Origin of the sequence: Thalassobellus sediminis (assembly GCF_044386045.1) — a bacterium.
GTDB lineage: Bacteria > Bacteroidota > Bacteroidia > Flavobacteriales > Flavobacteriaceae > Thalassobellus > Thalassobellus sediminis.
The window spans coordinates 1-12,774 of sequence record NZ_JBISCD010000034.1; the positions used below are offsets into that span (position 1 = coordinate 1).

Annotated in this window: 10 protein-coding genes and 1 tRNA gene; 10 read left to right on the forward strand and 1 reads right to left on the reverse strand. The window is 29.8% G+C overall.

Annotation, left to right across the window (positions count from 1 at the left end; all coding sequences use genetic code 11):
• The first annotated feature begins 357 nt into the window (after positions 1–357).
• Positions 358–1,917: a glucose/sorbosone family PQQ-dependent dehydrogenase gene (locus ACH5TW_RS00405; RefSeq protein WP_439334497.1), complete on the forward strand. Its 1,560-nt coding sequence runs from the start codon at positions 358–360 to the stop codon at positions 1,915–1,917.
• A 71-nt stretch (positions 1,918–1,988) separates the two neighbouring features.
• Here ACH5TW_RS00405 and ACH5TW_RS00410 read toward each other — a convergent pair.
• Positions 1,989–2,061, reverse strand: a tRNA-Phe gene (locus ACH5TW_RS00410).
• A 181-nt stretch (positions 2,062–2,242) separates the two neighbouring features.
• On the opposite strand from ACH5TW_RS00410, the gene ACH5TW_RS00415 reads away from it, so the two are divergent.
• From ACH5TW_RS00415 to ACH5TW_RS00455, 9 genes are all read left to right on the forward strand, one after another.
• A complete protein-coding gene (locus ACH5TW_RS00415; RefSeq protein WP_439334498.1) occupies positions 2,243–2,974 on the forward strand; it encodes a type III pantothenate kinase in 732 nt (243 codons plus the stop codon).
• A complete protein-coding gene (gene bamG, locus ACH5TW_RS00420) occupies positions 2,971–4,287 on the forward strand; it encodes a BamG family beta-barrel-assembly machinery protein (protein ID WP_439334499.1) in 1,317 nt (438 codons plus the stop codon). The genes ACH5TW_RS00415 and bamG overlap by 4 nt, the downstream gene beginning before the upstream one ends.
• A gap of 18 nt (positions 4,288–4,305) precedes the next feature.
• Positions 4,306–5,679, forward strand: coding sequence for a tetratricopeptide repeat protein (locus ACH5TW_RS00425; RefSeq protein ID WP_439334500.1), 1,374 nt, complete (start codon positions 4,306–4,308; stop codon positions 5,677–5,679).
• Positions 5,680–5,685: 6 nt separating this feature from the next.
• Positions 5,686–6,243 carry an LPS export ABC transporter periplasmic protein LptC gene (gene lptC / locus ACH5TW_RS00430; RefSeq protein WP_439334501.1) on the forward strand — a complete coding sequence of 186 codons (558 nt, stop codon included), beginning with the start codon at positions 5,686–5,688 and terminating at the stop codon, positions 6,241–6,243.
• Between the two features lie 44 nt (positions 6,244–6,287).
• The gene (locus ACH5TW_RS00435) at positions 6,288–6,482 is read left to right on the forward strand and encodes a hypothetical protein (RefSeq protein ID WP_439334502.1); all 195 of its coding nucleotides are present in this window, start codon (positions 6,288–6,290) and stop codon (positions 6,480–6,482) included.
• Positions 6,483–7,772 carry a hemolysin family protein gene (locus ACH5TW_RS00440; protein WP_439334503.1) on the forward strand — a complete coding sequence of 430 codons (1,290 nt, stop codon included), beginning with the start codon at positions 6,483–6,485 and terminating at the stop codon, positions 7,770–7,772. It abuts the gene before it with no gap.
• A 157-nt stretch (positions 7,773–7,929) separates the two neighbouring features.
• A complete protein-coding gene (locus tag ACH5TW_RS00445; RefSeq protein WP_439334504.1) occupies positions 7,930–10,059 on the forward strand; it encodes a peptidylprolyl isomerase in 2,130 nt (709 codons plus the stop codon).
• Positions 10,060–10,286: 227 nt separating this feature from the next.
• Entirely contained in the window at positions 10,287–11,201 is a 915-nt protein-coding gene (locus ACH5TW_RS00450) for a dihydrodipicolinate synthase family protein (RefSeq protein ID WP_439334505.1), read from the forward strand.
• An 83-nt stretch (positions 11,202–11,284) separates the two neighbouring features.
• Positions 11,285–12,763 (forward strand): sodium:solute symporter family protein, encoded by a 1,479-nt coding sequence (locus ACH5TW_RS00455; RefSeq protein WP_439334506.1) that lies wholly within the window; start codon positions 11,285–11,287, stop codon positions 12,761–12,763.
• The last annotated feature ends 11 nt before the right edge of the window (positions 12,764–12,774 follow it).

Here is a 12,774-nt window from a genome sequence, read left to right on the forward strand (position 1 = left end):
TAAATCCTCATCATTTATTTGATGAGGATTTTTTTTGCTCTAATCTAAAATATAGTAGACATTAAACGACTCTTGAATTAATACGAACTCTAGCTGATACCTCCTGCGGGAGCGATAGTAGTGGTTAGCTTTTGTGAAACTTCTATTTATTATCTTCATATTCTATTTTAAAATATTATTTAAAGCCTAATTAATTCTTAATAAGTATTTATATAATTGGTCATTGATTAAAAATTTAGTTAGATTATTATTAATTAATTAATATTTGTCTTATTAGAGTATTATTTAAGAGGTATCCTTTATTAAATTTATAATGAATTCAGATTTTTTCTATTTTAATTTAATCAATTATAGTATATGATTTTTTCAAACTTTTTTCGACTAATTTTCGTCCTTTTGATAGGCTTTGTTTGTCAAGCACAAAATGAAAATTTTGTCATGACTCAAATAGGTTCAAATAATTTATTGAATATTCCTTTTGATTTAAATTATGGCCCTGATAATTATTTATGGGTAAGTGAAAAGGTTTCAGGTAAAGTTGTAAGGATTAATCCGGCAACGGCCTTAAGAGATGAATTGATTGATATTTCAGATGCTTTTTCTACAGGAGGACAAGATGGACTTTTAGGTTTTGCTTTTGATCCAGATTTTTTAACAGGAAGCCCTTATGTTTATTTATCCTATTCAATAGGAACTAATAAATCTGATTTAAAACAAAAAATAGTGCGCTACACATATAGTGTTGCTAATAATGATGGTGTGTTAGATACACCTGTATTGTTAATAGAAAATTTACCAGCGTATAATGATCATAATTCTGGTAGGCTTATTTTTGGTTTTGATAATAAACTTTATTACACGATTGGTGATCAGGGAAATAAAGACTGTGTTTCTAATTTAGCACAATTTTTACCAAGCCAGCAAGAGATAGATTCTAAAGATTGGTCTAAATATCCCGGTAAAGTATTGAGATTAAATGTTGATGGAACGATACCAAATGACAATCCTGTTTTAAATGGAGTTAGAAGTCATATTTACACCTATGGTCATCGAAATCCTCAAGGAATTGTTTTAGGTAGTAACGGGAAGTTATATTCAAGTGAGCACGGACCAAGTTCTGATGATGAAGTTAATATTATTGATTCAGGAAAAAATTATGGGTGGCCATATGTTGCGGGTTTAAAAGATAACTTGCAAGATGGTGCTATTTGTAATGCCGTTAATGAAACGGCTTTTGTAGAGTCTAATTATCAAGATCCTTTAATGTCTTTATTTACTCCTGATACGCCTCAAGATCCTTCTTGTACTGATGCTTGGATGTGTCGCCCTAATATTGCTCCATCAAGTATAGCTATTTATGAAAATAATGCGATTTCTTCATGGAATAATTCTTTATTGGTTACAAGTTTAAAAAGAGGTAGAGTATACAGAATAAAATTGAATTCAGAAGGAAATTCTGTTCAAGGAAATGATGTTACACAAGTTTTCTACACACAAAATAGATATCGAGATATTGAAGTATCTCCAGATGGTAAGTCTATATATATAATTACAGATTCTTCTGGTAAAACATCTGACGAATCTAGTATGAATGTTGTTTCTAGTTTAAATAATCCTGGATCAATTTTAAAATTTACATACCAAGATCCACTTTCTGTTGAAAATGATGAGTTTGAAAATTTATTTAAAGTTTGGCCAAATCCTGTTAAGAATAAATTGTTTATTCAATTAAATGCAAAAGGGTTAAATGATTACAAAGGTTTGATGATTAATTCAATGGGACAAGTTGTTAAAGAATTTAATAACCTAGAAACAGGAATGAATGAGACAAAAATTAATGATTTTACAGCAGGTGTTTATATATTAAAAATATCTTCTAAAGGTAAATCTTGGCAGAAACGAGTTGTATTAAATTAAGATATGTTTTAAACAATAATTTGTTTAGAAAACAAAAAATCCCGTAAACATAAAGTTTCGGGATTTTTTTGTGGTACCTCCAGGAATCGAACCAGGGACACAAGGATTTTCAGTCCTTTGCTCTACCAACTGAGCTAAGGTACCTCGCCAAAGCGGTTGCAAATATATATTGATTTTTGTTATTCGGCAAGATAAATTTATAAAAAATGCATCTTATTTTGTGTTTTTTTATTTTATACTATTTATCTGTTTTGAAATCAGTATAATAAGTTAAATATGAATAATTATTATACTTCGTTTTGTAAATTTATAGCTTTTAAAATTTATGAATCTAATTATAGACGTAGGGAATTCTTTTGTTAAACTAGCAGTTTATAGCAAAAATAAGCTAAAGTTTAAAAAGGTTGTAGAAATCAATGTGTTTTTGAAGCATGTTATTGCTATTAATAATAAATATAATAAATTAACGTATGCTATTATTTCATCTGTTGGTAGATTGCAAGAAGACGATGTTAAAGTTATTAAAAAGCTTTTTAATTTATTGATTTTAGATTCTAGCACAAAATTACCCATTACAAATCTTTATATAACGCCCAAAACTTTAGGTGTTGATAGAATAGCTTTGATTGGAGCGTCTATTAGTCAATATCCAGAAAAAAATGTACTTATTATAGATGCTGGTACTTGTATTACTTACGATTTTATTAATTCTAACAATGAGTATATTGGAGGCGCTATTTCTCCTGGTTTACTAATGCGTTATAAATCATTAAATAATTTAACTGCTAACTTACCCTTATTAGATTTAGAAATTCCAAATGCTATTACAGGAAACTCTACAGAAGAATCTATACACTCTGGTGTTGTAAATGGTGTTTTATTTGAAATTGATGGCGCAATTCAAAAATATAAGTTAAAATATCCTGATTTAACAGTTATTTTAACAGGAGGAGACACTAATTTCTTGTCTAAACAATTAAAAAGTAGCATATTTGCGAACTCTAATTTTCTTTTAGAGGGACTGAATTTTATTTTACAATTTAATATAAACTCATGATAAAAAAACTTGTAATAGTTTTTATTGCTGTTTTCGCAATTCAAAGTTATGCCCAAGAAGGTACAGCTTCTCCTTATTCATTTTATGGTATAGGAAGCCTTAAATTTAAAGGCACAGTTGAAAACAGAAGTATGGGAGGTTTGAGCATTTATATGGATAGTATTCATGTGAATTTAAGAAATCCAGCGTCTTACGCTGGTAAAAATATTGATGCCTATCCATTTAGTGGAGAAAGCAGGCCGGTTAAGTTTACTGTAGGTACTACATATTCAAGTTTAGATTTAAAAAGTAATTCTGGAAACGCTAAAGCATCAACAACAACTTTTGATTATTTAGCATTATCCGTTCCTATGGGTAAATTTGGTTTTGGTTTTGGGTTGATGCCATTTACTTCGGTTGGTTATAAATTAGAGTCTCTAAATACATCTGGAGATATTTCGAATAGATTTACAGGAGAAGGAGGTCTTAATAAAGCGTTTCTTGGTTTAGGATATCAAATTATAGAAGGATTAAGTATTGGTATAGATGCTCATTATAATTTTGGTAACATTCAAAATAGTACTATTGAGTTTTTATATGATAATGATGGGAGTTTAACCCAATACCAGTCTCGTGAAAATAACAGATCGGATTTAAGTGGATTAAATTTTAATTTGGGTTTATCTTATAAAACCATGTTAACTGAAAAGTTAGAATTTGTTTCTGCTTTTGCTTTTACGCCAGAAAGCACTTTGGTTTCAAAAAATGAACGATCCTTTTCAACAGTAACATCATCAACTATAAATACAGGGCAAGAGTTAGCCGTTGGTAATATTGATGTAGATTTAGAAGGTTTAGGTTTATTAGAAACAGATTTGGTATTGCCATCAAAGTATTCAATAGGAGCAGGGGTAGGAAAGCCAAGAAAATGGTTTGCAGGAGCAGAATATACATCTCAAAAAACAAGTAATTTTTCTAATATTTTGTATAGCAGTGCTACTACGCAATATGAAGATGCTACTACTTTCTCTCTTGGAGGTTTTTATATACCACAATATAATTCTTTTTCAAGTTATTTAAAACGAGTTATTTATAGAGGTGGAATACGTTACGAAAAAACAGGTTTAAATATAAATGCTGAGTCAATAAACGAGTTTGGCATATCTTTTGGAGTAGGTTTACCAGTAGGGAACGGAATATCTAATGCGAATTTAGGTTTCGAGATTGGAAAAAGAGGTACAACGAACAGTAATTTAATACAAGAGAATTTTATTAATTTCCAATTAAGTTTATCTTTGAACGATAGATGGTTTCAGAAAAGGAAATTTGACTAACAGCTTAAAATTATTAACATGAAGGCGAAAATTACATTATTAATATTATTATTTTTAGGATTAAACATAAGTTTTGCGCAGCAAGATGAAGAGTGCATGACTAAACTTTCCATATTTCACGAATATGTAAAAGCAAAAAATTATGACGCAGCTTATGAGCCATGGATGGCAGTAAGAAACAAGTGTCCAAAGTTTAATAATGCCATATATGTAGATGGTGAAAAAATATTAAAAGACAAAATTGAAAAAGCTGCAGGAGCAGATAAGGAAGCTTATATAAATGATTTAATAAAGCTTTGGGAACAAAAAGGTGTTCATTTTGCTAGTAAAACTCCAAAAGGAAAATATGCTGCAATGTCATGTCAATTAATGTATGATAATAAAGATGTTTTGCACAAAAGTAAAGAAGAGTTGTATGAGTGTTTTGATGCAGCATATAAATTAGACGAAAAAACATTTACAAACCCTAAAAGTTTGTATACTTATTTTTCTTTAATGGTAGATATGTTTGATGCTGGAAAAAAACCTGCTAAAGATTTATTTAATAAATATGATGACATTGTTGAAAAAATAGATTCTGAGATTCAAAATTATTCAGTGAAGCTTAATAAGCTTATTGAAAAAGAAGATGCTGGAACAGCTATAACAAGTAAAGAGAAAAAATATAAAAAGTTTTACGAAAGTTATTTAAAAGCTTACACACAAATTTCTGGAAGTATTGATAGCAAGTTAGGGAAAAGAGCAAATTGCGAGAATTTAATTCCATTGTACCAAAGAGATTTTGAAGAAAACAGACATAATGCTATTTGGTTAAAACGTGCTGTAAGTAGAATGTATAATAAAGAATGTACTGATGATCCTCTTTATATCCAATTAGTTAAAGCTTATGATGAAGAAGCACCTTCTGCAGATACTAAGTATTTTGTTGGTGGCTTATTATTAAAAGATGGTAAAGAAACTGAGGCTATTAGTTATTTTAATCAATCATATGATTTAGAAACAGATTCTTTTAAGAAATCTAAGTTAGCCTACAGAATAGGTTTAATTCTTAAAAAGAAAGGAAGATTTGGACAAGCTAGGGGCTATTTTAGAAAAGCACTTTCGTTAAATCCTTCAAATGGAAGACCTTATATGGCAATAGCTGCTATGTATGCTGCAAGTGCTAATAGCTGTGGAGATACAACTTTTAATAAAAGAGCAGTATATTGGTTAGCGGCAGACGAAGCTAGAAAAGCATCACGTGTAGATCCTACTTTAAAAAAGGCAGCAGGAAAATCTATTGCAAATTATGTAGCTAAGGCACCATCAAAAGCAGATATTTTTACGGCTGCAAATTCAGGACAAACTATTAAAATAGGATGTTGGATTAATTCTTCTGTTACAGTACCATAATTAAGAATGAGTTTAAAAAACATATATATTATAAACATAGTCACAGTATTTACTGTGACTATGTTTTTTTCATGCACTAACGGTTTAAAAAAGGTCCAGCAAGTAGGAGTTTCTAAAAACGAACCTACTACTATTGCAGAAAATTTTAATGTAAAATATACAGATTCAGGACGTGTAGCAGCAAATTTATTAAGTACTAAAATGCTTGACTTTACTAATCGAAACTTCCCTTATCGAGAATTTGTAGAAGGTGTTACATTATATGTTTTTGATGAGAGTAATAGAAAACACACCATACTTTCTGATTATGCTATAGTTTATGAAAAAACAAGCTTAATAGATTTACAAAAAAATGTAAAAATTATTACTTCTGATAACGATACATTATTTACAGAGCAACTATATTATAAACCTAAAAAAAAATGGTTGTTTACTAATGTTCCTTTTGTCTTTAAAACTCATGATGGATCTGTACTTAAAGGAAATGTTTTAGATACTGATAAAGAGTTTAAAAAGTTAGAAATTATAGAATTTAATGATTCAGATATTGCAGTAGAGGATTAAAAAGATTCTTTGTCTATCTTTGTGTTTATTAAATAAAAATAGAAATGAAATATTCTAAAATTTTTCAATACGCATATTTAGTTTTTGCCGCATTATTTATATATGATGGTGTTTCAAAATGGAATGACGGTACTAATGGAGCATATATCTCTTTAGGATTAGCTGCTTTAGCTGTTTTTATGTATTTCTTCAGACAAAAGTTTAGAAGAAAATATCAAGACAAAGACAGGCAAAACTAAATGAGTATTTATGTGCTTATTATAATTGTATCTTTAATTCTTTCTGCTTTTTTTTCAGGAATGGAGATTGCGTATATATCTTCGAATAAAATTCATATTGAAATTGAAAAAAAGCAAGAAGGGATATTAGCTAAAGTATTAGCAAAGTTAACAGCAAAACCATCTAAATTTATTACAACCATGCTTATTGGAAACAATATTGCACTTGTAATTTATGGTTTTTTTATGGGAGATTTATTGGTAGAGTGGTTTCAGTCACTGGTGCCTACACCTTATTCTTTTATAGATGTTATGTTAACCGATTTTAGTTTGCTTACACAAACTATTATATCTACAATTGTTATATTAATTACTGCAGAGTTTTTGCCTAAGGTTTTTTTTCAAATTTATGCCAATTCATTAATTAAGGCTTTGGCTATTCCAGCATATATTTTTTATGTCTTGTTTACGTTTGTTTCAGGTTTTGTTATTTGGATATCAGATATTATTCTGAAAACTTTTTTTAAAACAGAAGGCGATCAAATTCAACTCGCATTTACTAAACTAGAGTTAGTTAATTACATATCTGAGCAAATGGAGTCTGTTGAAGAACATGACGATGTTGATAGCGAAATACAAATTTTTCAAAATGCTTTAGAGTTTTCTGAAGTTAAAGCACGTGAAGTTATGATACCACGTACAGAAATTATAGCTGTTGAAATTAACGATTCTATAAAATCTTTGAATGCACTTTTTACAGAAACAGGGCGTACCAAGATATTAGTATATAAAGATACTATTGATGATATTTTAGGTTACGTTCACTCTTTTGAGTTATTTAAAAAAACAAAAGATATTAAGTCTATGATGATGCCTGTTGAGTTTGTACCTGAAACTGTGCTTATTAAAGATGTACTTAATGTGCTTACTAAAAAACGAAAGAGTATTGCGGTTGTTTTAGATGAATATGGTGGCACATCTGGTATAATGACTGTAGAAGATATTGTAGAAGAGTTGTTTGGAGAAATTGAAGATGAGCATGATACTATTGATTTAATTGAAGAGAGAATAGATGAATGTACATTTAAGTTTTCAGCACGTTTAGAAGTCGATTATATAAATGAAGTATATAAATTAAGCCTTCCAGAAAGCGAGAATTATGAAACTTTAGGAGGCTTAGTTGTTAACCATACAGAAGAAATTCCAGAGCAGAATGAGGTTGTAAAAATAGATAATTTTCAATTCGAAATATTAGAAGTGTCCAACACAAAAATCGACATGGTACAGCTTAAACTTTTAGATGAAGATTAAAACTATTACGATTAAAATAATTAATGCATCTTTCTGCTTTTATTATTAAATAGAAAATGGTATTTTCGCGCACGATATTTTCGTCAATTTTAATTAATTGATAACCAATTTAACAAGTTAAATCCAAAAAAAGGGTTTATAAAAATTCAACATACCAATGGCAGTTTTAAATAAAATAAGACAACGTTCACTATTTTTAATCATAGTTATAGCCTTAGCGTTATTTTCTTTTGTATTAGCAGATTTATTTAAAAACGGTGATGCGCTTACAGCAAAATCGCAAAATATAGTAGCTACTATAAATGGTAAAGATATTACACGTGAAGACTTTTTGCAAAAAGTAGAAGCTGCACAAAGACAAGCAGGTCCTAATGCAACAAGTACTCAGGTAATGAATAGAGTTTGGGATCAAGAGGTAAGACAAGCAGTTATGGGAACTCAATTTGAAGAGTTAGGGATTACTGTAGAGAAAGATCAAATGAGAGACTTGTTAAAAACGGCTTTAGCAACAAATCCACAATTTTTAAATGAAGCAGGGTTGTTTGATGAAAATAAATTAAACGAGTATATAGCTAATTTAAAAGAAACTTCGCCAGCAGGTTTTGAAGGTTGGGTTAATTACGAAAAATCTATAGCGGCTAATGGTTTACAACAAAACTACTTTAACATGGTTAAAGCAGGGTTAACAGGAACACTAGCAGAAGGCGAATTAGAACATAAGTTGGAAGGAAATAAAGTTGATATTAAGTTTGTGCAAGTAGCATATTCTTCAATTGCAGATAGTCTTGTAAAGGTTTCAAAATCTGATATAGAAAACTATATTAGTAAAAATAAAAAGAAATATGAAGTTGATGCTTCTAGAGACATCAAGTTTGTAGAGTTTAAAGAAGTACCAAGTATTGAAGATGAAAATGCTATAAAATCAGACTTAAAAGGGCTTTTAAAAGATAAAGTAGAATACAATAAAGCTTCTAAAGTAAATGAAAATATTGTTGGTTTTTTGAATACCACAAATAATGAAGATTTTATCAATGCTAATTCGGATATTAAATTTGATAAGCGTTTTGTGTTTAAATCTAATTTACCTACAGCTGTTGCAGATAGTATTTATAATTTAAATGAAGGTGAAGTTTTTGGACCATACAAGGATAACGGATATTTTAAAATATCAAAATTAATCGCTATTAAGCAAATACCAGATTCAGTAAAAGTAAGACACATATTATTACCATTCATTGGCTCTCAAAGTGCAGGACAAGATGTTGTTCAAACTGAAGCTGAGGCAAAAGTAACTGCTGATAGTCTTTTAAAAGTTTTAAAATCAAATCGTTCTAAATTCCCTGAATTTGTAAAAGAGTTTTCTTCTGATAAAGGAAGTGTAGAAAAAGAAGGACGTTACGATTGGCATGCATATAATACGATGGTTCCTGAATTTAACGATTTCGAATTTGAAGGTAAAGTAGGAGATTTAGGAGTTGTTAAAACTGTTTTTGGTTTTCATATTATGGAAATTGAAGGTCAGAAAGACAAAAAGAGAGCAGTGCAAGTAGGAACAATAGCTAGAGAAATTGAGCCTTCTGAAAAAACAATTGATAAAATTTTTAGAGATGCTTCTAATTTTGAAATTGCAGTTGGTAAAAACGATTTTGAAGAAGTAGCTAAAGAAAGTAAATTTACAGTAAAACCAGTAAATGGTATAAAAGTATTAGACGAAAATATACCAGGTGTTGGAAGTCAAAGACCAATTGTACGTTGGGCTTTTGAAGAAGATGCTGAAATTGGAAATGTAAAGCGTTTTAGTGTTCCTAACGGTTATGTTATTGCACAATTAGTAGCAAAACATGAAGAAGGATTAATGTCTGCAGATGATGCTACAGCTAGTGTTTTACCAATTATTAGAAAAGAAAAGAAAGCACAAATGATTAGAGATAGAGTTTCTGCTACTACATTAGAAGATTTAGCAGCTGCAGAAAATACAACAGTAAGATCTGCATCAGCTATTAACATGAAAACACCAACTATTTCTGGAGCAGGAAGAGAGCCTTTAGTTGTTGGAGCAGCTTTCGGATTGAATGAAGGCGAAACATCTAAATTGATTGATGGTACAAATGGTGTTTATATGGTTCAAGTAACAAAAATAACTCCTGCTGTAGAATTAGATAATTATCAAGCTGCTGCTAACAGAGTTGAACAACAAAAAATAAATGTTGTTTCATCTAAACTATATAATGCTTTAAAAGAAGCTTCAGTTATTGAAGATAATAGAGCTAAAACGCAAATTCAGTAAAAATGATATATATGAAATTGTAGAATTTCTATGTGTAAAAAAGCCAAACTTTTAAGTTTGGCTTTTTTTTGTCTTTGTTTTAAACAAAAAACCAAAGGTCTATTCCATAACAATACTAAAGCTTTATATAATATATTTGAAAGAGTAGTGAGCCAAATATTTTTATTTTACAAAACTATAAATAAAGATATAAGGTTATTTTAAATAAAATTTACAATATAAAGCAAATGATAAACGGGATTATATCTCCAATGGTAACACCATTATTATCCGATAATCTATCTTTGGATTTAAAAGGCGTTAATAGATTAATTGAACATATTATTGCAGGTGGTGTTCATGGTTTGTTTATTCTTGGAACCACAGGTGAAGCAACGAGTTTAAGTTACAAAACACGCGGACAGCTTATTGTTGAAACTTGTAAAATTGTTAATAACAGAATTCCGGTTTTTGTTGGTATATCAGATACTTCCATAGAGGAAAGTCTTAATTTGGCATCTATTGCTCATAAAGCTGGAGTTACTGCAGTTGTTGCTGCGCCACCGTTTTATTATGGATTAGGACAAGAAGAATTATTCGAATATTATTGGAGTCTTGCCGATCAACTTACCTTACCACTTTTCTTATACAATATGCCTTCACATACTAAAGTTAATATTGATAGAGAAACAGTAGTTCGTTTAGCTGAGCATAAAAATATTATTGGTTTAAAAGATAGTTCTGCTAATACCGTATATTTTCAGTCACTTTGTTATTTGTTAAAAGCTAAAGAAGATTTTTCCCTTTTGGTTGGTCCTGAAGAAATCACTTCAGAAACTGTTTTAATGGGAGGAAACGGAGGCGTTAATGGAGGTTCTAATCTTTTTCCAAAGTTGTATGTAGAACTTTATAAAGCAACATTAGCTAAAGATTTTGCTCGTATTAAAGTATTACAAAGTTTAGTTATGGAGATTGCAACTAAAGTTTATACTTTAGGTTCGTATGGTTCTAGTTATTTAAAAGGAATGAAAGGAGCTCTTAGAGCTTTGGGAATCATTGAAGCTAATATTGCTCCGCCATTTAATACTTTTAAAGAAAAAGAAATGGCAGAAGTTGTTAAAAATATTAAACGCATTGAAATAGAAATAGCAAAAGTGTTGTAATTAAATGTAAAATTTAACTCTAACCAAGTTAAAGACACTTATGTAAAGTTTGCCAACATAACTAACTAATAAAATTAGCATTAATGAATACTATCGATATTGTAGTTTTTTTTGTTTACATAGGAGGAATTGCACTTTTTGGAGGTTCTTTCTTTAAAAAAAACAGAACATCTTCATCCTATACTTTAGGAAATAAAGATATTCCAACTTGGGTAGTAACCATGTCCATTTTTGCAACCTTTGTTAGTAGTATTAGTTATTTAGCCTTACCAGGAAATGCGTTTCAGTCTAATTGGAGTGCATTGGTTTTTAGTTTGTCACTTCCCATTGCAACCTTAATTGCAGTTAAATATTTTGTTCCGTTATATCGAAAGATTAATAGTCCGTCAGCATATACTTTTATGGAGCAACGTTTTGGTCCATGGGCTAGAATTTATGTTTCTATTTGCTATTTGCTTACTCAATTAATGCGGATAGGGACTATTTTATATTTGCTAGCATTAACACTTAATGCCATAGCTGGTTGGGATATTGCTACTATTATTGTGTTTACAGGATTAATAGTTGCTGTATATTCTATGCTTGGAGGTATTACTGCGGTACTTTGGACAGATGCCATTCAAGGTATTATATTAATTGCGGGAGCTTTTGTTTGTATTGGTTTTATGCTTTTTAGTATGCCCGAAGGACCTTCACAAATATTTACTATTGCAGCTGAGAATGATAAATTTAGCTTAGGAAGTTTTAATTTAGATTTATCTAAACCAACATTCTGGGTGGTTTTAGTTTATGGAGTGTTTATTAATCTTCAAAATTTCGGAATCGATCAAAACTATGTACAACGCTATATGGTTTTAAAATCTGATAAAGAAGCACAACGATCTGCCTTAGTTGGAGGTTTAATATATTTACCTATATCGGCTCTTTTTCTTTTTATAGGAACAGCACTTTATGGATATTATAATTCTGCTGAAACATTGCCTTTGGCACTTCAAGATATTAGTAAAGCTGATAGAGTATTTCCTCATTTTATTGTCAATGCCCTTCCATCAGGCTTAACAGGGTTAATGATTGCTTCTATTTTTGCAGCAGGAATGAGTACGATTTCTACAAGTTTTAATAGTTCGGCAACTGTATTTTTAACCGATTATTATAATAAATATTTTAAACAAAATGCTTCCGAAAAAAGAAGTATGCAAGTACTTTATATATCGTCAATAATTATTAGTATTATAGGTATAGTCATTGCCATTGCTATGATAAATGTAAAGAGTGCATTAGATGCTTGGTGGAAATTGTCATCAATTTTTAGTGGTGGTATGTTAGGGTTATTTCTTTTAGGAATTTTTTCAAAAACAAAAAATGCTAAAGGTGCTATTATAGGAATGATTGCTGGTATATTAGTAATTCTTTGGTTAACATTTTCTGAAACTATTTTTGGTGAAGATTCTGTTGGCGCATCATTTCATACATATTTAACTATTGTATTTGGAACTATTGCTATTTTTCTTGTTGGCTTTTTAGTGACTATGATTATGAAACCTAAAAATCAGTCTTCCTAATTTTAAGATTG

Coding starts and splice junctions, on each gene's coding strand:
- ACH5TW_RS00415 (WP_439334498.1), top strand. CDS start 2,243: ATGAATCTAATTATAGACGTAGGGAATTCTTTTGTTAAACTAGCAGTT.
- ACH5TW_RS00405 (WP_439334497.1), top strand. CDS start 358: ATGATTTTTTCAAACTTTTTTCGACTAATTTTCGTCCTTTTGATAGGC.
- ACH5TW_RS00455 (WP_439334506.1), top strand. CDS start 11,285: ATGAATACTATCGATATTGTAGTTTTTTTTGTTTACATAGGAGGAATT.
- bamG (WP_439334499.1), top strand. CDS start 2,971: ATGATAAAAAAACTTGTAATAGTTTTTATTGCTGTTTTCGCAATTCAA.
- ACH5TW_RS00435 (WP_439334502.1), top strand. CDS start 6,288: ATGAAATATTCTAAAATTTTTCAATACGCATATTTAGTTTTTGCCGCA.
- ACH5TW_RS00445 (WP_439334504.1), top strand. CDS start 7,930: ATGGCAGTTTTAAATAAAATAAGACAACGTTCACTATTTTTAATCATA.
- lptC (WP_439334501.1), top strand. CDS start 5,686: ATGAGTTTAAAAAACATATATATTATAAACATAGTCACAGTATTTACT.
- ACH5TW_RS00440 (WP_439334503.1), top strand. CDS start 6,483: ATGAGTATTTATGTGCTTATTATAATTGTATCTTTAATTCTTTCTGCT.
- ACH5TW_RS00425 (WP_439334500.1), top strand. CDS start 4,306: ATGAAGGCGAAAATTACATTATTAATATTATTATTTTTAGGATTAAAC.
- ACH5TW_RS00450 (WP_439334505.1), top strand. CDS start 10,287: ATGATAAACGGGATTATATCTCCAATGGTAACACCATTATTATCCGAT.